Origin of the sequence: Pseudomonas sp. GM50, from assembly GCF_000282375.1 — a bacterium.
Lineage (GTDB): Bacteria > Pseudomonadota > Gammaproteobacteria > Pseudomonadales > Pseudomonadaceae > Aquipseudomonas.
Window position 1 is genome coordinate 1 of sequence record NZ_AKJK01000044.1, and the last position, 23,512, is coordinate 23,512.

19 protein-coding genes are annotated in these 23,512 nt (G+C 59.4%); 8 read left to right on the plus strand and 11 right to left on the minus strand.

Annotated elements, in window-relative coordinates:
* Positions 1–126: 126 nt before the first annotated feature.
* Positions 127–1,014, minus strand: a complete 888-nt coding sequence (locus PMI30_RS19720) for an aldo/keto reductase (RefSeq protein WP_443216290.1) — start codon at positions 1,012–1,014, stop codon at positions 127–129.
* A 188-nt stretch (positions 1,015–1,202) separates the two neighbouring features.
* Here PMI30_RS19720 and PMI30_RS19715 point away from each other — a divergent pair, with 188 nt between their 5' ends.
* The 7 genes from PMI30_RS19715 to PMI30_RS19690 are packed head-to-tail and all read left to right on the plus strand — an operon-like array spanning position 1,203 to position 6,743.
* Positions 1,203–1,991 carry an alpha/beta hydrolase gene (locus PMI30_RS19715; protein ID WP_032835172.1) on the plus strand — a complete coding sequence of 263 codons (789 nt, stop codon included), beginning with the start codon at positions 1,203–1,205 and terminating at the stop codon, positions 1,989–1,991.
* Between the two features lie 38 nt (positions 1,992–2,029).
* Positions 2,030–2,263, plus strand: coding sequence for a hypothetical protein (locus PMI30_RS0129575; RefSeq protein WP_032835158.1), 234 nt, complete (start codon positions 2,030–2,032; stop codon positions 2,261–2,263).
* Entirely contained in the window at positions 2,260–3,237 is a 978-nt protein-coding gene (locus PMI30_RS19710; RefSeq protein ID WP_008008382.1) for an NAD-dependent epimerase, read from the plus strand. The genes PMI30_RS0129575 and PMI30_RS19710 overlap by 4 nt, the downstream gene beginning before the upstream one ends.
* A gap of 46 nt (positions 3,238–3,283) precedes the next feature.
* On the plus strand, positions 3,284–4,024 hold the full coding sequence (locus PMI30_RS19705) for a glycosyltransferase family 2 protein (RefSeq protein ID WP_008008384.1): 741 nt from the start codon (positions 3,284–3,286) through the stop codon (positions 4,022–4,024).
* Positions 4,021–4,299, plus strand: a complete 279-nt coding sequence (locus PMI30_RS19700) for a lipid-A-disaccharide synthase N-terminal domain-containing protein (RefSeq protein ID WP_008008386.1) — start codon at positions 4,021–4,023, stop codon at positions 4,297–4,299. Before PMI30_RS19705 ends, PMI30_RS19700 begins: the two co-directional genes overlap by 4 nt.
* A 3-nt stretch (positions 4,300–4,302) precedes the next feature.
* On the plus strand, positions 4,303–5,823 hold the full coding sequence (locus tag PMI30_RS19695) for an ArnT family glycosyltransferase (RefSeq protein ID WP_008008388.1): 1,521 nt from the start codon (positions 4,303–4,305) through the stop codon (positions 5,821–5,823).
* Complete coding sequence (locus PMI30_RS19690) at positions 5,820–6,743, plus strand: SdiA-regulated domain-containing protein (protein ID WP_008008390.1); 924 nt, start codon at positions 5,820–5,822, stop codon at positions 6,741–6,743. The genes PMI30_RS19695 and PMI30_RS19690 overlap by 4 nt, the downstream gene beginning before the upstream one ends.
* A 156-nt stretch (positions 6,744–6,899) precedes the next feature.
* On the opposite strand, the gene PMI30_RS19685 is transcribed toward PMI30_RS19690, so the two are convergent.
* Entirely contained in the window at positions 6,900–7,820 is a 921-nt protein-coding gene (locus PMI30_RS19685; RefSeq protein WP_008008392.1) for a LysR family transcriptional regulator, read from the minus strand.
* A 130-nt stretch (positions 7,821–7,950) separates the two neighbouring features.
* Here PMI30_RS19685 and PMI30_RS19680 point away from each other — a divergent pair, with 130 nt between their 5' ends.
* On the plus strand, positions 7,951–9,387 hold the full coding sequence (locus tag PMI30_RS19680) for an amidase (protein WP_008008393.1): 1,437 nt from the start codon (positions 7,951–7,953) through the stop codon (positions 9,385–9,387).
* Positions 9,388–9,953: 566 nt separating this feature from the next.
* Here PMI30_RS19680 and PMI30_RS19675 read toward each other — a convergent pair.
* The 9 genes from PMI30_RS19675 to PMI30_RS19635 form a co-directional block, all read right to left on the minus strand.
* Positions 9,954–12,107, minus strand: a complete 2,154-nt coding sequence (locus tag PMI30_RS19675; RefSeq protein ID WP_032835159.1) for a WG repeat-containing protein — start codon at positions 12,105–12,107, stop codon at positions 9,954–9,956.
* Positions 12,108–12,150: 43 nt separating this feature from the next.
* A complete protein-coding gene (locus PMI30_RS19670; RefSeq protein ID WP_008008397.1) occupies positions 12,151–12,696 on the minus strand; it encodes a L,D-transpeptidase family protein in 546 nt (181 codons plus the stop codon).
* A gap of 104 nt (positions 12,697–12,800) precedes the next feature.
* The gene (locus PMI30_RS19665) at positions 12,801–13,436 is read right to left on the minus strand and encodes an SPFH domain-containing protein (protein ID WP_032835160.1); all 636 of its coding nucleotides are present in this window, start codon (positions 13,434–13,436) and stop codon (positions 12,801–12,803) included.
* 11 nt (positions 13,437–13,447) lie between these two features.
* On the minus strand, positions 13,448–13,993 hold the full coding sequence (locus PMI30_RS19660; RefSeq protein WP_008008401.1) for an SPFH domain-containing protein: 546 nt from the start codon (positions 13,991–13,993) through the stop codon (positions 13,448–13,450).
* 124 nt (positions 13,994–14,117) lie between these two features.
* On the minus strand, positions 14,118–14,933 hold the full coding sequence (locus PMI30_RS19655; protein ID WP_008008403.1) for a YfaP family protein: 816 nt from the start codon (positions 14,931–14,933) through the stop codon (positions 14,118–14,120).
* A 3-nt stretch (positions 14,934–14,936) separates the two neighbouring features.
* A complete protein-coding gene (locus tag PMI30_RS19650) occupies positions 14,937–16,556 on the minus strand; it encodes a DUF2300 domain-containing protein (protein WP_008008405.1) in 1,620 nt (539 codons plus the stop codon).
* A gap of 1 nt (position 16,557) precedes the next feature.
* Positions 16,558–21,132 carry an alpha-2-macroglobulin family protein gene (locus PMI30_RS19645; protein ID WP_008008408.1) on the minus strand — a complete coding sequence of 1,525 codons (4,575 nt, stop codon included), beginning with the start codon at positions 21,130–21,132 and terminating at the stop codon, positions 16,558–16,560.
* Positions 21,129–21,767 carry a DUF1175 domain-containing protein gene (locus PMI30_RS19640; protein WP_008008411.1) on the minus strand — a complete coding sequence of 213 codons (639 nt, stop codon included), beginning with the start codon at positions 21,765–21,767 and terminating at the stop codon, positions 21,129–21,131. The genes PMI30_RS19645 and PMI30_RS19640 overlap by 4 nt, the downstream gene beginning before the upstream one ends.
* Positions 21,764–23,479: a DUF2138 domain-containing protein gene (locus PMI30_RS19635; protein WP_008008413.1), complete on the minus strand. Its 1,716-nt coding sequence runs from the start codon at positions 23,477–23,479 to the stop codon at positions 21,764–21,766. Before PMI30_RS19635 ends, PMI30_RS19640 begins: the two co-directional genes overlap by 4 nt.
* Positions 23,480–23,512: the final 33 nt, after the last annotated feature.

Sequence of the window (23,512 nt, forward strand, 5' to 3'; positions counted from 1 at the left end):
ATTGCATGCGGTGTACCTGATACACCGCGATTGCAGGTTTTGGGGCCGCTTCCCCCCTCGCCACAAAAGCCCGCTCCCACAGGGATTGCGCTTGACTGACTGGCATTAATCATCCCGCCAACGGGCCTACCCCACCAAGGCCATCAACTGTTGGCGCTGCGCATCCGTCAGCATCGGACCGAAACCCGCACCGGCGTTTTCCGCCATGTAGCGCGGGTTGCTGGTGCCGGGGATGACACAGGTCACCGCCGGATGAGCCAACAGGAATTTGAGCGCCAGTTGCGCCCAGCTATTGACCCCCACTTGCGCGGCCCATCCCGGCAGCGGTTTGCCTTTCAATCGCGCGAGCAGGTCACCGCCACCGAAAGGCCGATTGCAAATCACCGCCACACCGCGCTCGCGACACAGCGGCAGGATCCGTTTCTCGACGCCGCGGTCGTCCAGGGCGTAGTTGATCTGCAAAAAGTCCATCGGCTCGGCTTTCAACACCGCTTCCACTTCGTCATACGCCGACGCCGTGTAATGGGTGATGCCGATGTAGCGGATGCGCCCTTCTGCCTTCCATTGGCGCAGGGTCGGCAGATGGGTTTTCCAGTCCAGCAGGTTGTGAATCTGCATCAGATCGATACGGTCGGTCTGCAACAGCTTGAACGACTGTTCCATCTGCGCGATGCCTTCTTCGCGACCCTGGGTCCAGACCTTGGTGGCCAGAAATGCAGGCGAACGAGGCCGATGGATCGACAGCAATTCACCGGTCGTCTGCTCGGCGCGACCGTACATGGGCGAGCTGTCGATCACCGTGCCGCCCTTCTCGAACAACGCTCTGAGCACAACGGGCAACTGCTTGTAGGCGGCGTCGGAAGGCGCGACATCAAAGCCGCGATACGTGCCCAACCCGACCATGGGTAACGGCTCGTTGCTGGAAGGAATGGCTCGGGTCAGCATGTTCTTGCCTCCTGTGTGGCGAGGGGGCTTGCCCCCGTTCGGCTGCGTAGCAGTCGTAAAACATTGCATGCGGTGTACCTGATAACCCGCGATTGCAGGTTTTGGGCCCGCTTCGCGACCCAACGGGGCGATGCGGCGTTCCGACAAGCCCCCTCGCCACACAACTGGCATCGGGCACCTCTCCTGTACAGCTGAGTTTGCTGGACTACACTTTGGCCGCACTCAAGCAAAAGCTGTCTCAAGGCCCAAAGCAGTCAATGTCGTCCACTAAACTTAGTCGAATGTCGCGCCCACTGATGTCTCTCTTCGCTTTCATTGCAATTGCGTACCTGGTGCTCTGCGCGGCGCTGTTCGTGTTTCAACGCGCCCTCATCTACTACCCGCAACCACGCGCCATCGACTCACCCGAAACACTGTTGACGCTGCAAGTCGCCGACGCGCAGGTGCTGGTGACCGTCAGGCCGCACGACGGCCCAAAGGCGTTGATCTACTTTGGTGGCAATGCCGAGGACGTTTCCCGCAGCCTGCCCGGGTTCTCGCAGGCCTTTGCGGATCATGCGATCTACTTGCTGCATTACCGAGGCTACGGTGGCAGTTCCGGGTCGCCGTCCGAGGAGGCGATTCAGCAAGATGCCATGACCTTGTTCGACATGGTTTACAACACCCATACCAATATTGCGGTAGTCGGGCGCAGCCTCGGTTCCGGTGTCGCCGTGCGCCTCGCCAGCCAACGCCCGGCCTCGCGCCTGATCCTGATCACGCCCTACAACAGCCTTGAAGACCTCGCCGCCCGCCAGTTCCGCTGGTTCCCGGTGAAGTGGCTGCTTCGTGACAAGTTCGAATCCTGGAAATACGCCGCTCACATCACCGTACCGACGCTGTTGATCGCGGCCGAACACGACGAAGTCATACCGCGCTCAAGCACGGACCAGCTCTACACCCATTTCGCCAAGGGCGTGGCCTCGCTGCAAGTGATACCGGGCACGGGCCACAATTCGATCTCCGAAAGCCCCCAATACCTGAAGATGCTGGGTGCCGGGCTATGAGGTCAGTGCATCAGGAGACAGTCACAGAATCGACATGAATGCTTAACGTTTTTTTTACAATTCAGCTGGCAGGGTATGCGTGGCTGCGGGCGCTGCGGCTCATGGTGAGCATTGCACGGGCCTTTGATAAAACAATGGAGCAAGGCATGGAGCCAACGGTGGTATCGACTCAAAAAAATACGCTGAACAGCGCGCACTCAGGGGTGAATGTCATGCAAAGGCCTCCTTTGCGCACGACGGGGATTGGTCGCGCTCAGGCGCGGGCCTCATGACGGTTCTGGTCACGGGCGCCGCCGGTTTCATCGGGTATCACACCGTCAAGCGATTGTGTCGAGAAGGCCTTGAAGTGGTCGGTATCGACAATCTCAACGACTACTACAGCGTGGAACTCAAACACGCACGGCTCAAGGAACTGGAGTCCTTGCCGGGCTTTCGTTTCCAGCCCCTGGACATCGTCGACAAACCGGCCTTGATGGCATTGTTCGAAGAGCATGCTTTCACCGAAGTTGTGCACTTGGCGGCCCAGGCTGGCGTTCGCTATTCACTGGATAACCCGGACGTCTATGCGCAGTCCAATCTAGTGGGTTTCCTGAATATGCTGGAAGCCTGCCGACACCACCGCCCCGCGCATCTGATCTATGCCTCGAGCAGCTCGGTGTATGGCACCAACAGCAAAATGCCGTTCTGTGTCGAAGACAGCGTCGACCATCCCATTTCGCTGTATGCAGCCACTAAACGAGCCAATGAACTGTTGGCGCACAGCTACTGCCACCTCTATGGCCTGAAGGCCAGCGGCTTGCGCTTTTTTACCGTTTACGGGCCTTGGGGGCGCCCCGACATGGCGCTGTTCAAGTTTACCGAGGCGATCATCAAAGGCTTGCCGATCGACATCTATAACCATGGCCAGATGTCGCGCGACTTCACCTACGTCGACGACATCGTCGAAAGCATCGCACGCCTGCGCTCAAAACCACCGGTGCCGAACGGGCCCGGCGATGGCGCAAACCGAATCTTCAACATAGGCCGTGGCCAGCCGGTACCGCTGCTGGAGTTCGTCGATTGCCTGGAGTCGGCGCTGGGCATCAAGGCCCAACGCAACTTCATGCCGCTACAGGCAGGCGATGTGGTCAAGACCTGGGCCGATATTTCGGCACTGGCCGAATGGGTCGACTTCCGCCCTCAGGTGACGGTTGAAACAGGCGTGGCGGAATTTGTGAAGTGGTATCGCCACTTCTATCAGATATGAAACGTGAGCCCTTGATAATAAAAGACCAAGGCGCAAGGGGGACTCTATGAGCCAAGACATTTTTGTATCTGTATTGATTCCAGCAAAAAACGAAGCGAACAACCTCAAGCCCTTACTTGAGGAAATCCGCACCGCGTTGGCCGATGAGGCTTACGAAATCATTGTCGTGGACGACGGCAGTACCGATTCCACCTTGCATGAACTGCGACAGATGAAAAACAACGGTCTGAGCGCGTTGCGCATCCTGCGTCATGAGCGTTCGCTGGGGCAAAGCACCTCGCTCTACCACGCGGCGCTCAATGCCCGGGGCCAATGGCTGGCGACACTCGATGGCGACGGTCAAAACGACCCCGCGGACATTCCCGGGATGTTGGCGCTGGTGCGCGGTGAACAGGGTCTGGTAGACGTTCAGTTGGTAGCCGGGCATAGGGTCAATCGCCGCGATACCGCGAGCAAGCGCTGGGCCTCGCGTTTCGCCAATGGCCTGCGCAGCCGCCTGCTCAAGGACGCCACGCCGGACACCGGCTGCGGGCTGAAGCTGATCGAGCGCGCGGCGTTTCTGCGCTTGCCGTACTTCGACCATATGCATCGGTTCATTCCTGCGCTGATCCAGCGTCACAACGGCCGCATGATCGTCCATCCGGTCAACCACCGCCCCCGCACGGCCGGGGTGTCCAAATACGGCAACATCGACCGTGCCCTGGTGGGCATTCTCGATCTGTTCGGCGTTTGGTGGCTGATCAAGCGCACACGGTTGAACACCAACGCACAGGAGATCGAAGGATGAACCTCTCCCGCGAAACCCTATGGCTGGTGATCGGCTTCGGTGGCCAGATCGCCTTTACCGGTCGCTTCGTGTTGCAGTGGCTGTACAGCGAATACAAGAAACGCAGCGTGATCCCGGTGAGCTTCTGGTACCTGAGCATCGTCGGCAGCACCCTGCTGTTCGCGTACGCCATTTACCGGCAAGACCCGGTCTTCATTGTCGGCCAGGCCTTTGGCTCCATCGTCTATTTGCGCAACTTGCAATTGATTGCCCGCAGCAGACATTTAAAGGACTGAACCATGCGCAAAACCCTGTCGCCCGGCATCGAATGCCTGGGCTTGGTGCTGCTCGCCTTGCTGTTGATCGGCGCCGGGCTGGGGCTACGTCAACCGCAGAATGTGGACGAGGAACGCTTCCTCGGCGTGGCCCTGGAAATGCTGCACAACGGCGCGTGGTTCATCCCCCACCGTGCTGCGGAGATATACGGCGATAAACCGCCGATCTTTATGTGGACGGTGGCGTTCTTCGCGTGGCTCACCGGCCTGCCTGCCCTCGCCCTCTATATTCCGGGGCTTTTGTCGGCCGCGTCGGTCACGGCCATGGTCTACGATCTGGGCCGCAGGCTATGGAATCAGCGCATCGGTCGGACGGCGGCGCTCTTGTACCTGGCCACCTATCAGACCTACAGCATCTTGCGAACCGGGCAGATCGACAGCCTGTTGATTCTGTTCACGTCGCTGGGCCTGTACGGGCTGGCGCGGCACCTGCTGCTCGGGCCGGCCTGGCGCTGGTTCTATGTGGGTTGCGCCGCCATGGGCATTGGCGTGATCACCAAAGGGGTCGGCTTCGTCCCGGTGTTGATGCTGATTCCGTATGCCTACGCGGTGCGCAAAAACTGGTCCGGTGTAGTGGCCATGCCCGGAGAGAAGCGCAAGTGGTTCCTGGGCTTCCTGGTCGCCCTCGGCGCCATCGCGATCTGGCTGCTGCCCCTGGCGCTGTCCATTGTGCTCAATGGCACTGCGGATGAAATTGCCTATGCGCGAGAAATCCTGCTGCGCCAGACAGCGGCACGCTATGCCGCCGCGTGGGATCACCGCGAACCGTTCTGGTACTTCTTCGTCAACGTGATTCCGCAATATTGGCTGCCGCTAGTGCTCGCCCTGCCGTGGCTGGTGCCGGCCTGGCGCCGGCAACTGCGCAAACACGACGGTCGAGTGCTGGTGCTGCTGGGCTGGGTGGTGCTGGTGGTGCTGTTCTTCTGCCTGAGCAGCGGCAAGCGCAAGTTGTACATCTATCCGGCGCTGCCAGGGCTGGTGCTGGTGGCAGCGCCGCTGATTCCCTGGCTGCTCAAGCGCTGGTTCGGCAAACGCCCGCGCGGTCGGCGAATATTCCAGGCGCTGGTGGTGACCTGGTTTGTTTTGTGGTTCGCCCGCGGTTTCATCGAGACGATCAAGGAAGGTCGCAACCCCCATGAAGCGCTCATGGAGCAGGCGGCGACGATGACCCACGGTGCCGATCTGGTGCTGGTCAACTGGCGCGAGGGGCACTGGTTATTCGCCCGGCAGCCGATCGTGCATTTCGGGATGAAAGACTCCTCGGTCGAACAAGCAGCGCAGTGGTTGCGCGACCACCGTGAGGCGTACGCCCTGGTGCCGGACGGAGTGTTGAGCCAGTGTTTCAATCCTGAGGCCGCCCATGAGCTGGGCGAAACGTCTCGTGCGCAGTGGTCGATCGTAGGCGCCGATGCCGATAACGGCCAATGCCGGCCCGGACAGCCACCCAAGGTCTATCGCTTCAGCTGGGACAAGGAAAAGCCATGAGCAAGGCATGGAAGTCGGGAATATTTTTCATTGTTGTACTGCTTGGCGCCTACGCGGTATCCGCACATTTCATGGTCCACCAGCAGCTGTATGCATACTGGAAAAACCGCTGGAATGGCAATCAGGCGCCGGACAAAAACATCTGGCTGCCGGACTATAAAGCCGTGATCCAGGCCAAGCCTGTCGCGGACGTGACCAATTTGTCCGGTATCGCCTACGACCCGGACCACGATCGTCTGTTGGGGATCACCAATGGTGTGCCCATGGAGATTGTGGCAATGAGCCGTAACGGCGACCTGCTCGAACGTTACCCGCTGATCGGGTTCCAGGACACCGAAGGCATTGCTTACATGGGCAAGGGTCGTGTGGTAATCGCCGATGAAAGCTTGCAGCGACTGTACGTCCTGACCTTGCCGGACAGCCCAGGCCCCATCGCTGTGGAAAACGCACAATTTGTCGCGATCGAGATCAACCTGAGCGAACACAACAAGGGCTTTGAAGGCGTGGCCTATGACGCGGCCAATGATCGTATCTTCGCGATCAAGGAGCGCGATCCGCGTCAGCTGTATTCGGTCACGGGCATGCTCGCCTCGATGGGTGGCCCGTTGCAGGTGCGCATCAAGGACCTGACGAACTGGATCGACCGTAGCGTCTTCGGCCTGGATCTTTCCGAGGGTTACTACGATCCGCGGACCGGTCACTTGCTGCTGCTGAGCGAGCAGTCCTCCAACCTGACCGAACTCGATCAGGACGGTAACTTCGTCAGCATCCGCTCCTTGCTCGGCTTGACGGATGACCTCGAGAAAACCATACCGCAAGCCGAAGGCATGACCATGGACACCGACGGCGAGCTTTACATTGTGAGCGAGCCCAATCTGTTTTATCGGTTCAGTAAATCGAAGGCTGCTGCGGTGCATTAATGGGTTTTGTGTGGGATGGGCCGGCCTCTTCGCGAGCAAGCCCGCTCCCACAGGGGATCTGCTGTGAACCCGTTTTTGCGATCGCCGCGGATCAAATGTGGGAGCGGGCTTGCTCGCGAAGAGGCCCCCAAGAACACCCTCCTGTTTCCGGTTAAATCACACCGAATCAGGTCGAGCTTCAGCCGCCGCCATGTGCGCCTTCAAAAACCCGATAAACGCCGTCACCTTGGGCGACGGCAAATGCTCCCGAGCCGTCACCGCATTCAGGTCCTGTGGCGGCCCGATCCATTCCGGCAGCACCCGGCGCAGTCTTCCCGCGTCCACATCAGCCTGCATGCTTTGATCCATGCCCAGGCTCAACCCTTCGCCGGCACACAATGCATCTTTTAGCAGGGCGGGATCGTTGGCGATGATGGTCGGCTCAACCCGATAACTGCGCATTTTGGCGCCAGCCTTGCGCAACGGCCAAATGTAACCCACATCGCGCCGAGCCTGATGCAGCACCAATGTGCGGTGTTGAAGCAGTTCGTCCGGCGTCGCCGGCAGACCGTGGCGCTCGATGTACTCAGGCGCGGCGTAGATGCCCGTGGCGTAACTCGCCAGGCGGCGGGCGACCAGACTGGAATCCGGCAAGGCGCCGAGGCGCAGCGCCACATCAACCTCCTCGCCGACCAGATCCAACGGCACGTGGGACGCCAGAATTTCCAGTCTGATGTGCGGATACGCCTGACGAAAACCGGCCACCAACGGTGAAAACCAACTGACCCCGAACGAGTACGGCACCGTCACCCGCAGCCAGCCGCGCGGATCATCGCGCAGTTGATGCACTGCCAGCTCGGCGTGTTCCAGGGTGGTGGCGATGTCCTTGCACTGATCAAAGTAAACCGCCCCCGCCTCGGTCAGGCTCAACTGGCGCGTGGTACGGCGCAACAACTGCACGCCGATGGCCTGTTCCAACTCGCGCACGCGGCGGCTGACGGTCGTCTTCGGAATCTGCAAGGCATGGGCCGCGGCGGTGAAACTGCCCAACCTCACCACGCGCACAAACACCAGCGTGTCATTCAAGTCCCGGATCATTCGAGCCACCTGCGAGGTAAAACCAAGATGCCTGGATTGTGCCACTGACGGCACATTTCATACCGCTTTTATGGGCTAATCAGCGTCGCGGGCGGCACCTATCATCGGGGCTCTCAACTGGAGAACTCCCATGAATCTGAACGAATATGCAACCTACGACGGGATCGGCCTCGCGCAATTGGTGGCGACTGGCGAAGTCACGTCGGCTGAACTGGCGGAGCTGGCCATTGCCGCCGTGCAACAGGTCAACCCGCAAATCAACGCGGTCATTGAACACTGGTCGCCCACTGTCACCGAGGGCGCTGGGCCGCTGGCCGGTGTGCCCTTCCTGATCAAGGACCTGGCGATTACCTCGGCCGGCCGCCGCGTTGAGCTGGGCAGTCGATTGGCCCAAGGCTTGGTGGCCGAGTCGGATTCGTACCTGATGCAACGCTTCAACGCCGCCGGCCTCGCCACTCTCGGGCGCACCACCACCCCGGAAATGGCCTTTAGCACCGAGACTGAATCCGTGCTCCAGGGCCCGACCCGCAACCCGTGGGACACTCGGCTGTCGGCCGGCGGATCGAGCGGTGGTTCGGGTGCCGCGGTCGCTGCCGGCATCGTGCCGATTGCGCATGCCACTGACGCAGCGGGTTCGATCCGCGTACCGGCATCTTACAATGGGCTGGTCGGGCTGAAACCGACGCGCGGCAGAGCCTCGAACGGCCCGGCGCTCGATGAGGTATTTGCCGGTTTCGGTGTACAACTCGGTCTGTCGAGAACCGTCCGCGACAGCGCGGCGTTGATGGACATCGTCCAGGGCTATGCGCCGGGCGATCCTTACTACACCGCCGCACCGGCCGAAGGTTTTCTGGCGCAGGCGGGACGCGATCCGGGACGATTGCGCATCGGCCTGCTCGACACACCGTGGAACGGCGCCGCACTGGATCCCGAGATTGCCGAGGCCACCTTGGCCGTGGCCCGCGAACTGGAAGCGCTCGGTCATCGCGTGGAACGAGTAACCGCACCACTCGGTACGTCGTGGGATTCATTCGTCCAGGCCAACGCCCACATCTGGTGTGCCACCCTCGTGCGCTGGATCGACGGGCTCGCCGCCACCACTTCACGGCCCATCGACCTGAGCACCCTGGAGCCCGCCACCCTCGCCTGCTACGCGTACGGCCTACAGGCCCGCGCCGTGGAGTTCGCCGGCGCGCTGCAAGTGCGCAACCTCATCGCCCGCAGCGTGGCCGGTTGGTTCGACGACTTCGACGTACTGCTGACGCCGACCCTGCCGCGCCTGCCCCACGCCCTCGACACCTACAGCCGTGGAGCGCAAACCATGGACGGTTTGCAATGGACAGCGCGGGTCTTCGAGCACTCACCGTTCACGCCGGTATTCAATGTGGCGGGGACGCCGGCGATGTCGTTGCCGCTGGCCATGTCCCGCCAGCAAGGTTTGCCCATCGGCCTGCAATTTGCCGCACGATTCGGGGCTGAGGAGGTGTTGTTGCGGTTGGCGGGGCAGTTGGAACAGGCGCTGCCGTGGAATGAGCGCAAGCCGCAGGTTTGGGTCGGCGATAACTGAGTCGATGCCCCGACAACGACAGGGGTGGCGGCTGGAGATGTCGATTAAACATTGTCTGTTTATCGGTCTTACTGTGGGTTTTGTAGTGGATGGGACGGCCTCTTCGCGAGCAAGCCCGCTTGTGTCTTGCGCAGGAATTAGACTGAGGGTGAGAGCGGGCTTGCTCGCGAAGAGGCCCGCAAGAACACGCTCAAAAAGGCAATCCGATATACGCAGTCTGTTTGCCAATGCCAGTCAGTTAACAGCCGACGCACTCCCTGTAGCAGCTGGCGAAGCCTGCGTTCGGCTGCGAAGCAGTCGTAAAATCAGGCAACCGGTTCTTTCAGGTGGGACCGTGTACACCGATTGCGAGGACTTCGTCCTCGAACGCAGCCTCGCGGGCTCGGCAGCTGCTACAGATTGGATAAAGCCTGCTGGTCAGCTTTGATTTGTCTTGCTCCAGTGAGTAGCTAATAGTCTCAGCACTGCTGAGACTATTGCATTCACGGATAACTAAACCCCTTAACCAACGTGCTTGAAGTTGATCAGACGCAACTGCGTGTCGGTACTGTTATTGAAACCAGTCCTTATTCTCCTTTCTGCACAAGATTGCCGTCGGCGTCATAGACCAGATACTCGTCAGGATTGCTCGGATCATTCACGTAGTAACGGGCTTCGTTGCTGTTATCAGGGACTTTCAGGCTGGTGTAGGAACCGAGTTTCTTGACCTGTTTGTTGTTTTGACTGATCAACACCAGTCCACTACCACCGCCGGCCGGGACGGCGGCTGCGTAGCGGGTTTGGAAAGAGTTGATCCTGTTGTACTCCAGAGGAATCTGCAACGTGCCGCTCAGGTCGATGGCTCCATAGCTGTGATCACGCCCGACCACCGCCATGCCGTTGGAAAACGGCTCCACCTCGTCATACGGTAACTTGATGGGTAGCAGCGTCCCCTGGCGGTTGATAAAAGCAAATTTCTTACTTTTAGCGTCTTGCACCAGCAGCGGCTGCTCGCCGAAAAACCGACCTATCACGTTGTAACCCTGGAGGTTGATCCGTTTACCTTCCAGGTCGAAAACGTCCTGACGACTCCGATCGGCTGAGTGGGTGTAGAGGTAACCACCGCTTTGCTCGATGTCAGAGAACTGTGGTGGCAAAATCTCCTTGCCGGCCAAGGTATAGGCGCCGTAGTAGCCCTCCATGGCATAGGTTTTTTTGCCAAGACGGGCGATGAACACGTTGCCGGTCACGGTGGGGTTGACGAACTTCATCGGCAACGTGAAACGGTGATTCCTGGCGTCGTAGAGCCCATAAGGTCCGTTGGTTTCACGCTCCACCAGCAGCAGGCCATCGTCCAATGTCTGCGTTATGTTTTCGAACGGCAGGTAGACGAGTTTATTGCTGGCGGCGGGAAAATAGGCGAGTTGGCTCCGCAATTCCTGCATGTCAGATTGAGGGTCGCTGGATTTTTCTAGCGTAAACAACGTGTAGATATCCGCCACCACGCTATCTTGCAGCTCTACCCAACGTGGTTTGATCAACCACTGTCCGGCCTGATCGATGAAGCCGTAGTGATCGGATTTCCGGTCGCGGGCGATGTAGCGTGTCTGCTCTGCAAGAACGTTGTGTACCTCGTTGATAACGGCGGTATTGTCTTCCATCGGATCAAGCACATGAATGACGATACGTTGCGGCGTGGCCTCGAACTGGTAGTCGGCCTCGGTGTTTTTCAGCGGCCCCGCCTGAGTGGAAAGATTACTGACCAAATGCTCCAGCCGTTGTTGCACAGCCTGACTGGTCTTGAACTGATCGAGATCATCCTTGGTCTGCAGCAGGGCTTTGTAAAAGTCACGCATCGCCGCAATATCGCCGTCCGAGGGGAAGGAGCGGGTGTTGTTGCCATTGCTGTAAAGCGCCTTGCCCGAATCGGTCAAACCCTGCACCACGAAGGTCGACATCTTGGGCGTACTCAGCCGCAGTGAGGCGCTTGCGCCACTAAGGGCTGTGAGCTGAAAATTTTGGCCGTCGTCCAGGGTAACCTGCGGGTGATCCTTGTCCAGGACCACTTTTTTGAACGCCGGATAGCTGCGGTAAGCGATCGTCAGGCCGAGACTAGCCAAGGGCTTGTTGACCGATAGTGCGATGGGTTCACGGGACGACACACTATCGTCCGACTCAACCTTGGACTGCACCTGTATATCGGCGAAGTCTTTCTCGCTGCCATCTCGAAAACGCAAACGCTGCGCACGGTACTGTTCGGCCACCGGCTCATCCGGCGTGGCGGCGCGCTTCCAGAGAGGATCAAGGCTGCTGGTGTCGAACCTCACTTCGGAACCATCAGCAAACAGCGTCTGAACAAAACGCAGGTCCTGGATCGACGCCAGCGCAGTTTTCACCTGCGCACTGGTGAAAGGGACAAACAGCTCCTCGTATTGCAACTTCTGCTCGTCGGCGGGCTTGGTTCCCTCAACCGTCAGGCTAAATTCCGATTGAGTGACCAGCTCCAACGCGCTGAGGGTTTCACCGGTGTCGTGGATCAAGTAATTCAGACGCTTTTCCACGTCAGGCAGTGCCAGCGTGCCGATGTCCTCTACGCCGCCTTCGTTCATATCCTCGGCGGTGAAGCTTTCACTTGTCGACGCACTGCTCTGGCGACACAGGTAGTAGGACGTACAGCCCACCACTAACAGGGTCACGGTCAGTATCGACAACAATCTCAAACGAGGCGGGGTAAAGTTCATCATGGCTTCAGTAGTTAAAGGGCTGGAAAGTGCAGGCAGCGTCCTATCTGATTTCAATCGGCGTCCTGTCAGGCACCAACATCCAGATTTTTCGCATTTCGCTATTAGTTACAGCGATACAACCATCAGTCCAGTCCCACAGATGATGAAGCGGTTCAAGCCACGCCCATCCATTGGGTAGACCATGAATCATGATGTTACCGCCTGGCAAATACCCGTTATGGCGAGCAGCGGCTTCGTCTGCCGGATTCGGATATGAAATGTGCAAGCTAAGGTACGCCATTGATTTTGGATTGCGCCAATCGATGAAATAACGTCCCTCAGGCGTTTTCTCGTCCCCTTCTCGTTGCTTTGCGCCGTCATTCGCGGCAGCTCCAAGCGCTATGCGATATTCGGCCAGTACCACACCCTCGCGCCATAAAAACATCCGCCTTTCTTGTTTATTGACGGTTATCAAGTCAGCCTGTTTGTTTGGTTGAACTAGCTCCAGGATTGGAGCTGGACCTCCGCCCAAGCGGCCCATGACTGCCGTATACCCAAATGCCGCTATTAGTAGAAACAGCCCAGAAAGAGCCAAGCGCTTTAGCATGTTCAATCCTTTCAAGAAACAGCGGTGATCAGCCCGGTTATTGGTGCCCTTCTCTGCCTTTTGGATAAAAGACTGATTCAGAAAAAAGCTAAACTTGAATCAACTTATCTCCTCACCGCTTCGGGCGCCGCTGCCTCGACGGCGGCTTCTTCGGAAGAAGCTGATCGATCCAGATCGGCTAACATTAGCTTTTCAAAATTCACGCTATCAATGATGACCAGCTCGCCTGCCGCCACCTTAATTGCAGCGGAAGTATCTTTTATAAACCGATCAGGAGTGTCGAACATCTGAATACCTTTATAGCGCGACATAACAAGCCCGATCTGCCCAGTCACCCGAGGCTTTATCAGTGCCAGCTCGACCGATTGAATATCGTTGTACCGCGTGTATATATCCGCAACTTTATCCGGCGCCACATGCCACGCAACTGATACATCAGCATTAAACCCATGAAGATCCGACGTGTAGCCATGGACGCCTGCAATGTGCAAAATATTATTCTGACTTGAAATCCGAAACACTTTATCGATAACCGGAAGCTTCCAGCCCAGCCCAGGGCCTACTTCAGAAAAAATCTTGCCATTACGCAAAACCAGGCCTAGTTCTCTTTCGTTGACCGTATAAAAAGAGAAACTTGCAAATAGACACACCGCCAACAACCCGCCTAACCATGAACCTATCAAACAAACCGTACGACGCATTTTAATAGCCTCTTGATTTTTTGCTTTTGCGGCTTGCATATAACGGCACCCTATTCAATATGCATGCTTTTCATATGCACGCTTCCAATATCGATGCTTTCAATGATGACAGGCCCGTCAATAGCAGTCCTGATCGCAGTAGAAAAACTGCGAATGAACGCCTCTCGATTTTTCAGTGCCTGTTCTGTACTGTACTGAGACACTATTAATCTGGCTTGTTCTGTAACCTTAGGTATAAGCAAGACATTTTCGACAGCTTCAAGAGTGGTGTACTTTTTATACATCTTTAAAACCTCGCCTGGCGCGACACGCCAAACAATAGAAACCTCCAACTCCATCAAATCAAAATCTTCAGTTCTTGCTTGAAACCCTTCCCAATAGGCGAGATTGTTTTGCATTGAAATACTTGTCACTTTATCCACAAACGGAATCTTCCAACCCCACCCAGGTTGTGCCTCAGCAACAAATTTGCCGTTACGCAGGACTACGCCGCGATCTTGTTCGTTGATGGTATAAAATGACTCGCTGGCGACAAAACACACAACTATAGCCGCAAACAACAAAAAAACGATTCGCTTGACGCAACCATATTTCATCACCACGTCCCACCCTGCACTTAGTTGCGAACAGCACGACATTGCTGACTAATTTAATTTGTCGCAGCACCGCTGCGACAAATGCCAAACCCAGCGTGTCAGCACCGCTGTCACAATTACCCCCTCACGGATAACTAAACCCCTTGACCAACGTCAACTCCCCCACCGCCCGCATCGGCACCAGGAACGTCTCCATCTTCTCGTTCGGCGTCCCCTCCTCCGTAATCACCGTGATCTGCGCAGTGGTCAGGGGCTGAACAGCCTCTTCCTGCCCCTCTTCATCACTGCGATACCCGCCACCGTAGTAGTTCACGTACACCAGGTATTGCCCCTTGATCGGCGCTGGCATGGCGAAGATTTCCGGGCCGTAGCCGGTGGTGACGTCGACGTCGAGTGCGCCGCCGTTGGCTGCGACGCGGTCGCCGTACCAGATGTGGCCACCGTCAGGTGTGACGACGTGCAGGTCGAGGTCGGTGCCGTCGCTGTCCCAGGCCAGCAATACTCGCAACTTGGCCGGGGTGGCGCCGCCGCTGGCATTGAGGAACTGCGTGCGATGGCGTTGTTGGCCATCGGAGCTGCGGACTTCAACGCTGTTGCTGCCGTTGGGGAATGAGAACGGGCGATCGTAGCGGCCGGCGGGGTCGATTTTCAGCGGCATGCTGACGCCGTTGACGATCAGCTTGCCGGGTTCGTTGCTCTTGGGCACGGATTTGATCTGGCCAGTGATGCGAGCGGTATTGGCCTGCCCCACCGGTGTGTTGACCGAGGACGCCGGGTAATTAACCGTCTGACGAAAGTTTTCGCCTTCGCCTTCGGGCGCGCCTGTGCGCCAGCCGCCGACGGGCGTGTCGAGTTTGACCGCGCTGTCGGTGGCGAACGTGGTCGGCCATACGCAAAAGGAACAAAGGAACAGGAGAACCTGTGGGTAACGGAGTTTCATGGCCTAATCCAGCAAGAGGTGGCGGGCGAGCCCTTCGATGTAGGTTTCATCCTGGCCGTTGGGGTGTGCTTCGAAGGCCAGGTGCAGGTATTCGTGGGTCAGGTCGAGGCGGTCTTGCAGCGACAGCACGCCGCGCACGTAAATGCGCTGGCGTTCGCGATCGACAAAAGGACGGCCGAAAGCCAGGCGGCAGACGGCGAAGGTGTTGACTTCGTTGTAACCAACTTCGCTTTCCAGCCGTGGTCGCCAGCCGCGGCGTTGTTTTTGCAGCCAGTCTTGCGCGGCGGGCAATGCATCGCAGGAAGCCACTGGATTGTCCCAGCGGCTGAGGCTGGCGCGTGGGTAAGCGTGCAGCAGGATGGCGTCATAGCGTTGACCGGCATTGGCCTGTTCGACGGCTTGCAGCCAGGAGAGCTTGTCCGGCCCCGGTTGGTCGGAGTGATAGGTGACGTCGCTGCCGGCCAGGACCAGGTCGCTGGTCCACGCAGCGATGTTGCGCGACTCGGTGGCGGCCGGGCGTGGGGCGACGCGCTGTCGGCTGCTGCTGTCGTCGATGCTCAGGCAGTCGCCGTTGCGCGTGGCGTTTTGCAGCAGGTAGGTGCGGATTGCGACGCTCAAGGCTTTGGCGGCTTCGGCGGGTTCCGGTCTGGCTTCGCGCTGCAAGACGCGGGCGACGTATTCTTCGCGGTCCAGGCGGGCGACGAGTTTGTCCTTGAGCAAGAACAACTCGCCGTCGCTATGGATATCAAGTTGATTGCCGTTGGCGAACTCGACGCGATAGTCGCCTTGCAAAGGCCCGGGCGCTAACACGCGATCCCCCGACAGCACGCGTTTGAGCGGATAACGCGCGAACAGGCCGACCTCGACGCACTTCCCCGCCTCGGCGGGCCATGACGAAGGCAACGACGTCGCCAGTGCCTGACCATAATTGCGCAAGACCATTTGACTGGTGCCGCGCCCACCGGCCCAGATCGGTGTGCCGTCTGCCGTCCAGCCAGCGAACCCACCCTGACGCGACGAGGGATCCTGATCCCCCAACCAGCTCCAGGTTTTCACCCGCAACCGGCCGCCAAGCTCACCGACGACATTGCCGTCAGCCGCATTCAGCACCACATCGAGCAACACTCGCCGCGCCTGATCCTGCGCGGGCATCACGGCCAAGACCTTCAACAACTCAGCCACCGAAACCCGGGTCTGCGGTTGCAACGACGGCAAGTCCAACAGCCACTTCGGTGCTTGTCTCGCCTGCCAATACTCGCGCCACTCAGCACCGGCGATGCCCAAGCGCGCAGGCTCGAAATACAAGCCGCAAGACTTCACCAACGCCTGATCGCGCTCAATCCTGCCGCCCGCCGTGCAGCAATAAACCTCTTCCTTTGATTGCCCGCGACACTCATACGCCGGTTCACGCGCGCCGGTGTCCACCAGCCAGCCGTAGACAAACAGCTTCCACAAGCTACCCAGCGGCGTCTGCAGATCAGCAGGCAACGGCTCACGCGAGATCACCTGAGTCTGGCTCAACGCAAGCAATTCATCCTTGAAGCCCAGTCGCAACGGTTCGTCCTGCGCTGTCGCCAGCGCAGGGATCAAACACAACAACCACCAGACCAGACGCCGGGTCATGTCAGTGGACCGTGACCTGACCAAGCGCCGGTTTCTGTTCCTGAGCCTGATGCTGTGGCGCATAGACCTGGGTGAAACGCACCGGCGGCAGATTGAACTGACCTTTTTGCGAGAAGCGCACCAGATGACGCAGGCGCAATTCACCGCTCAAGGCATCCACCGGGATCGCGTAAGCCATTTGCCCCGGTTCGAAACGGGCCTTCTCCAGCGAAGTCGGCTCGGTGCCGGCCTTGCCCATCAGCTTGATGCCCCACGTGGTGCGCTCGACATCCGCACCCGGTGGCAGCGGCACTTCGAGCATGCCGTAGCGCAGCGGTTTCGCCGCTTTGCTGGTGATGATCACTTCGTCCAGGTACAGGCTGTCGCTGGACAACGGTTTGGTCCCGACGGCTTCGAGTTTGAACTCGAACGCTTCGTCACCCGGCACCAGACGCGACAGACGACGAGTGATGGTCACGGCCATCGGGTCTACCGGCGGTTGCTTGCTCTGGAAGCTCAACATAGCGCGAAGCGGGCGTTCTTGCGTCCCGCTCAACGACAACGTTGCAGGCACGGTTGCAGCACCCTGCCACGTCCAATACACCTCTCCGGTATCACCGTACTTTTTCTTCCAGCCTTCACCCGGAGCCAGTGCGATGGTGGGCGAGGCCTGTTCGATGCTGCGTTGCAGCCAGGTCAGCGCCAAGGCGCGTTCCAGGGTCGATTGCTGTGGCAACAAGCGTTGCAACAGCGCTTGCGCGTGAGCCTGATCGAAGGCTTGCAACGACAGGTTCAGCGCTTCGACAAACGGCTGGGAGCTGGCGGCCACTTGTTGTTGCGCTGCGTCCAGTTGACGATTGAACGCCTCCGGCAGATTGACCTTGGCCTGACGCGCCAACGATGCGGTCAACAGCCGAGCGCTGGCCAGTCCCAATGCCGAGTCCGGATCGTTCATGACGAGGCTCTCTTCGCCATCGTCCATCACGCTCGCCCCATGGCCTTCGCCGGCTTTCACCAAATCGTCGATCAAACCGCTGAGCAACGTGTTCACTGGCAATTGCATCTGCTTGGCAAACGACAGAATCAACGCACGCTGCAACAGCGGCGTGTTCTGCGACTGCTTGGCGTACACCTCCAGCACCCGCTGCCAATGCTCCGGCGGCAGGCTCAGTTCCAGCGCTTTGCTGGCGTGCCAGTCGGCGTAATAGGCATAGGCGGTGAGGAACGCATCCGGCTCACCGTCAAAGCCCCACCAGGTGAAGCTCGCCGACGGACCGGCCATTTGCACCAGCCGCAGACGGCTGTTCTGCATGATCAAACGCAAGCGATCGCGGATCTGCGGGTTCGACGACAAGGTTGGATAAGCGATGCTCAACGGCAGTAAACGACTGGCGGTTTGCTCGACGCCGCCGTACGGATAGCTCAGCAGATCATCGAGGGCCGAACGGAACAGCGCTTGCGGGCTGTCATCCAGACGCAGGCGAATATCCGTGGCGTCTGCCGGCAAGGTCAACGGCGTATCACCGCTGACCACGTCCAGGCTTTGGCTTTGCGTTACCTGCCAGCCTTCGCCGGTCGCGGTCAGGCGCACGGCCAGGGCATCAGCGGTTTTACCGTCCTGCACCAGCTCGGCAGTCCACTCGCCATTCGCCACTGTGAACGCTGGCAATGCGATGTAGTTGATACCGTTGTTCAACGTGACCGGCACCCGTTGCTCGGCGCCACCGTAATGAATCACCAGCTCAGCCTTGACCGGTTTCTCGGCCTGGCTGAAAGCGAACACACCGAGGTCCGGTTTGTCGCTGTTGCGGAACTTGGTCGGGCCGCTCCACTTCAGGTACAGCGGTTTTTCCGAGCGCACGAACTGCTTCTTCTGCCCGACCTGGCCGTCATCGGCGATGGCCCGGGCGGTGATGCGCCAGCGAGTCAGCGAGTCTGGCATTTTGAAGGTAAAGCGGGTTTTGCCATTCGCATCGGTGATCAATTCAGGCTGCCACGCGGCGGTGTCGACGTCTTCTCGACGCGGCCGCTCCAACACTTTCACGCCACGTTCGCTGCGGTTGGCTTTGCCCGGCGCGCCTGGGCTGCCCGGCAATGCCACGTCGTAGCTGATGAACGACAAACTGGCGCTGGTGCGCACGTTGTTGCGGCGTGGGTGATAGAAGAACTGGTCGATGGTCGGCGCGACTTCCGGTTGCAGGGCGTAGACCATCTCGTCCACGACACTGACCGTCAGGTGCGCCGGAATGGCTTTGCCGGCGAACTGGGTAGCGAGATCGACGGTAACGGTATCCCCTGGTTGATACGCTTCTTTGTCGGTGGTGATCGCCACATCGATCTGCGGCGCGACAACTTTGATACCGGCGTTCTGGAAGCTGTATTGGCCACCCTTGGTGTAAAGAACCGAGAACGTCAGGTTCGGCGCGAAGTTGTCCTTCACCAGGATGCGCGCGCGGTACTGGGTTTCGCTGATTTTTTCCATCTTCAGCCAGTCGCTGCCCTTGGACAGCAGCGCCGTGGCCTCGACCTTGTCGCGTTCCAGCGACAACAGCGCATCGATAATCGGCTCGGGGAAAGTGATCAACGCGAGGGCTTCGTCGCCGGCCTTGTACTCGGGTTTATCGAGGACGATTTCCACGGTGCCGGGCACGGCTTTAACGCCGTCGCCGGTGACCGAATGACCGGTCGCGCCAAGCACGCGGCCGTGATCATCCTTCAGCGTCAGGTTGTAAGTGCCCGGACGGTCGAAGGCCAGGGTGAAGCCTTTATCTTTGGCGGCGAGTTTACCTTCGCCAGTGGTCTGATCTTCGAGTCGCACCCAGCTGTAGCTGCTCGGGTTGACCGCTTTGCTCTGCTCGCTGCCACCTTCGTTGGCATAGCTGAAGGCAACCTTGCCGCCCACCGCGCTGAACCGCTGCGGCGCGCTCAGGCGGAAACTCGCAGCCCCGCGATCGATGAGAATTTCCTTGGTGGTCTTGACCCGATACGCCGCGCCATCGCTGGCGAACACGGTGAGCATATAGCGGCTCGGTTTCTCGGCGGCAGGCAGGTCGAGGCTGGCGTTGCCCTTGGCGTCGGTGGTCAGTTCGGCGCTAGTCAGCTCTACCGGGAATTGCCCGAGGTATTGCAGCTCGTTATCGACCATCGACAGTTGTTGGGCACGCAGGCTCAGGCTCAACTTGGCGTTGGCCACCGGTTTGCCGTCCGGGTACAACAGCACCAGACTGCCCTTCACCGGTTCGCCGGTGCGGTAATCCTGCTTGGCCAGGTTCATGGAAATTTCGAAGTGCGGCTTGATGTATTCGGCAACACGGAAAGCGCTGCTGTAGGCCTGATCCTTGTAGCTGAAACGCAGCTCATAGCCGCCAGCCACGGCGTTGTCCGGCAACTGGAAACGACCCTGAGTACCTGCCTTGGAATCGAGCTTCAATGCCAACGATTGCAGCGCCGTGCCCGTAGCATCGAGCACGGTGACATTGACGTCGGCAGCGGTCGGTGCCACGGAATCCCGCGCATTCTTGAACTCGCGGCCGACGATTTTCAGCGACACCCAATCCCCCGGCCGATACAGCGGCCGGTCGGTGAACGCATAGAGTTTGGTGTCGTAGATTTCGCTGTCGTAGTAGAAGTTCTCGGAGACGAACACCCCGCCCTCTTCGTCCTCGCCAATCACAAACGAACGCTCCGGGCTGACGTGTTTCAGACGCAGCAAGCCGTCGGCGTCAGTCGCGCCACTGCTCATCACGCCCAGGCCGTCGGTCCACAGCACATTGACCTTGGGCACCGAACTGCCTTCGTGTTTGCGCGCGGCCCACACCAGCAATTCATCGCCAGCAATCTTGCTCACGGCCACGGTATTGGAGACGAAAACCATGGTGGTCGCGCGGTACTTGCCGACCAGCGCTTCCACCAGGTACAGGCCTGGCTTCAGGTTGCCCAACGGGATGTACACGTTGCCCGGCGAGACACTGACGAACTCACTGGAAGAACCGGCCAGGTTCACGCCCTCAGGCGGCTGGATCGGTTTGGCTTGCCACAGCGGATAACGGAATTGGCTGACCACCGGCAGGCCCGGAATCAAGGCGAATTGTGGCTGTGCGTCGTAAGGCGTTGGCGCGGCGATGGCGGTGCCCATCTTCAGTTCCGGCACTTCCTCGGTGACTTGTTTACGCGACTCGTAGGAAAACGCCCGCTGCATCACCCGACGGGATTTGCGGTACCAGTTGTCCCACAGGTACGCGAGGGTGTTCGACAGGCCTTCGCCCTTGAACTGGCCGTCACTGACCACGCGGTGCAGGTTCTTCTGGCGCTTGAGGAAATCCAGCGGCTTGTCGATGCGATACACACGAATGTCCGCGCCGCCGTAAGGCTCCATGCGGAACCGGCGGTAATCGCGACCCGGCGCTTCGAGGCGAACCATCGCCTGTTCGTCGCTGGCGAAACTGCTGTCGGCCAGCAGGAAAAAGCTTTCACCGGCCACCGGCGTGTAGCCGCTCGGCTCGACGGTGTCTTCGGCGTTGACCGTGGCTAAAGGCGCCAGAAGGGCCAGCAACAGTGGAATTCGAGAGCAAATGCGCAGCATGCGGGCACCGATCATTGGGAGAGGAAGTTCAGTCGATAGACGCCGATGAAGTTGGGGTTGGCTGCGTCGGGTATCCATCGGGTGTCCTTCCATGTCATGAGTTGTTGCAGGCTTGCGGAGCGCATGCCGTTGTCGGTTGGGGTGGTGGTACCGGTGTGATAGGCGATGAAGCGGCCCATCCAGATCATCAGGTGCTGGTCGTCGCCCTGATCGAAAAACATCAAGTCGCCGGGTCGGGCCTGGGCCACATCGCGGCCGACCAGATGACTGTTGAACTGAATCAGTTTGATCGCGTTGACGTACGGCCCGACCTTGCCGCCGCCCTGCTGCCATTGCTGGGCGAGGCCGCGTTGGGCGTCGCTCAGTTGCAGTTCCGGCGGCAGGTAGCGATTGGACAAGCCATTGCTGCGCAGCCATTTGTCGTCATGGACTTTCAGCGCTTCGTTGGCGGCAAACCGCACCAGCCCGGCGCAGTCCTGCTGATACCAGCGCGGGCTCGGGCCTTGGGTCAATTGTTCCTGGGCGATGCGCACGAACCAGGCGCGGAATACCTGGGATTGCTGCGGGTCGAGCGCCGGGGCTTCGCTGGCAAAGGTGCGAGTCCCCAGCAACAACGCCAGCAGGCCGAGGCCTCGGATAAGTGCGGTCACAGGGCTTTCCACTCCAGCGGCAGCCACTGCCAGTGACCGTCGGGCTCGCTGCCTTTGGGCAAGGTCAGGGCATATTTGCCATAGCCGCCGAGGGTGCGCAGTTTCGGGATCAGGTAGGTTTGCGCGGCGTTGTAGAACACCGGCTCCATGTCTTGCGGCAGGCTGTCGAGGGTTTCCTGTTGCATCAGTTGCGCCATGGAGTCCGGGCCGAAATAGATCGGCATCAGCAGGTCTTTCGGCACGACGTCAGCCATGGGCGGGAAGCGTTTGTCGAGGGTGCCGAGGGCTTTGTCGACCAGTTTGTCGTCAAGGGAGAACAGCAGCGTCGAACCGTGGCGCGCCAGGCTTACGCGCATAAAGGCTTTGCCGGTGATCGCGTCCGGTTGCTCGGCATCCTTGGCCTTGTAGGGACCGAAGTTGGAGCTGACCTGGCGCTGCCACTGATGAGTCTGGCCTTCCTGTTTCTCGACCACCGGGAACGCGTGCTCGGCGACGTTGCCTTCGTAGGCGCCGACCATCGAGCCGAACAGGTTGCCCAGGTCGCCGTCGAGTTTGGCACTGTCATCGTCGTTCAGGCTGGCCACCAGCAACGGCGTGTACAGCCGCGAATCGGCGTACCAGCACAGGCCGGCGGCACCGGCCATGTGTTCGGTCAGGGCTTGGGCCGCGGCGTCGTCGGCACCGAGTTTCACCAGCAGCGGTTTCTGTTGTTCGGCGGCCAGCGGCAAGGTCACGCAGGCGCTGGCGCCCATCGGCATGGCTTGCCAGATCGGTTTGAAGTCGAAGTCTGGCTGGTTTTCCAGTTCGTCCATGGCGAGGAAGCTGTGCCAGCCCTTGTCGTCCATGTCGAAACGCAGGCCGGCAAAATTCGGGATGAAGCGCTGGTAACCCATGGCAAGGACGCTGGAGTTGACCGAGAGACGTTGTTTTACCTCAGGCGCGCGGGGTTGCAGGCCGAAGGCTTCGGGGAACAGTTTCTGGCCGCCGAGCAGTGCTTCCAGCGATTCAGTCGAGACCATGCCGGGTTCTTCGACTGGACCATGGCCGGCGTCATAAAGCTTGGCCGGGTTGGACAGCACCACCAGTTTGTCGCCATGAGAGGCGAACAGCAGCGCTTTGCTGTTGTTGTAGGTGAGTTGATAAAGCGGCACCACATCGCCGGCGACCTTGATTTCAGCCAGCTTGCTCAGCTGCGTATCATCCAGCGCCACTTTTGCCAACGGCTCCAGCACCTTGGCCAGCCCGCCACGATCCATCACCAACAGAAAATCCTTGAGACGCCCATCCGCCCCGCGCCACAGCGCCACGTCCGCCGGTTGATCGAACAGCTGCTCGATCAGGCTGTCCTGCAACTTCAGGTCATGCTCGTAAATGATCCGCCGCAAGCTGCCGATCAAACCGAGACGGTCGGCGTGAGCCTGGTAATAGAAGACGAAATCTTCGGTCAGGGTTTCCTTGAGAAACGGCACCGCCAGCAAATCCTTGGGCAGTTGGCTCAGGGAGTGGGTTTCGAGCAGACCGTCCGGCCGGCCCATGCCCAGTTTGTCACTGGCCAGTTCCGCAGGCGGAGCCTTGGGTTTGTTCAGGAACCACCCCAACCCGCCTGCCACGCCGGCCACCAGGCACAGCCCGATGACCAGCGCCGGCCAGCGACGGGAAGTGTTGGCGGCAGGTGCGTCGGCGGCAGCCGGGGAAACAGTGTTATCACTCATGTTCACAAACCCAATTCATCCGTGGTGCGGGAT

What these genes read in the sequence shown, in the direction of transcription:
- PMI30_RS19685 (WP_008008392.1), bottom strand. Translation starts at nt 7,820, where the DNA reads ATGATCCGGGACTTGAATGACACGCTGGTGTTTGTGCGCGTGGTGAGG.
- PMI30_RS0129575 (WP_032835158.1), top strand. Translation starts at nt 2,030, where the DNA reads ATGCTTAACGTTTTTTTTACAATTCAGCTGGCAGGGTATGCGTGGCTG.
- PMI30_RS19715 (WP_032835172.1), top strand. Translation starts at nt 1,203, where the DNA reads ATGTCGTCCACTAAACTTAGTCGAATGTCGCGCCCACTGATGTCTCTC.
- PMI30_RS19680 (WP_008008393.1), top strand. Translation starts at nt 7,951, where the DNA reads ATGAATCTGAACGAATATGCAACCTACGACGGGATCGGCCTCGCGCAA.
- PMI30_RS19710 (WP_008008382.1), top strand. Translation starts at nt 2,260, where the DNA reads ATGACGGTTCTGGTCACGGGCGCCGCCGGTTTCATCGGGTATCACACC.
- PMI30_RS19700 (WP_008008386.1), top strand. Translation starts at nt 4,021, where the DNA reads ATGAACCTCTCCCGCGAAACCCTATGGCTGGTGATCGGCTTCGGTGGC.
- PMI30_RS19705 (WP_008008384.1), top strand. Translation starts at nt 3,284, where the DNA reads ATGAGCCAAGACATTTTTGTATCTGTATTGATTCCAGCAAAAAACGAA.
- PMI30_RS19675 (WP_032835159.1), bottom strand. Translation starts at nt 12,107, where the DNA reads ATGAACTTTACCCCGCCTCGTTTGAGATTGTTGTCGATACTGACCGTG.
- PMI30_RS19695 (WP_008008388.1), top strand. Translation starts at nt 4,303, where the DNA reads ATGCGCAAAACCCTGTCGCCCGGCATCGAATGCCTGGGCTTGGTGCTG.
- PMI30_RS19720 (WP_443216290.1), bottom strand. Translation starts at nt 1,014, where the DNA reads ATGCAATGTTTTACGACTGCTACGCAGCCGAACGGGGGCAAGCCCCCT.
- PMI30_RS19635 (WP_008008413.1), bottom strand. Translation starts at nt 23,479, where the DNA reads ATGAGTGATAACACTGTTTCCCCGGCTGCCGCCGACGCACCTGCCGCC.
- PMI30_RS19650 (WP_008008405.1), bottom strand. Translation starts at nt 16,556, where the DNA reads ATGACCCGGCGTCTGGTCTGGTGGTTGTTGTGTTTGATCCCTGCGCTG.
- PMI30_RS19645 (WP_008008408.1), bottom strand. Translation starts at nt 21,132, where the DNA reads ATGATCGGTGCCCGCATGCTGCGCATTTGCTCTCGAATTCCACTGTTG.
- PMI30_RS19670 (WP_008008397.1), bottom strand. Translation starts at nt 12,696, where the DNA reads ATGCTAAAGCGCTTGGCTCTTTCTGGGCTGTTTCTACTAATAGCGGCA.
- PMI30_RS19655 (WP_008008403.1), bottom strand. Translation starts at nt 14,933, where the DNA reads ATGAAACTCCGTTACCCACAGGTTCTCCTGTTCCTTTGTTCCTTTTGC.
- PMI30_RS19665 (WP_032835160.1), bottom strand. Translation starts at nt 13,436, where the DNA reads ATGCAAGCCGCAAAAGCAAAAAATCAAGAGGCTATTAAAATGCGTCGT.
- PMI30_RS19690 (WP_008008390.1), top strand. Translation starts at nt 5,820, where the DNA reads ATGAGCAAGGCATGGAAGTCGGGAATATTTTTCATTGTTGTACTGCTT.
- PMI30_RS19660 (WP_008008401.1), bottom strand. Translation starts at nt 13,993, where the DNA reads ATGAAATATGGTTGCGTCAAGCGAATCGTTTTTTTGTTGTTTGCGGCT.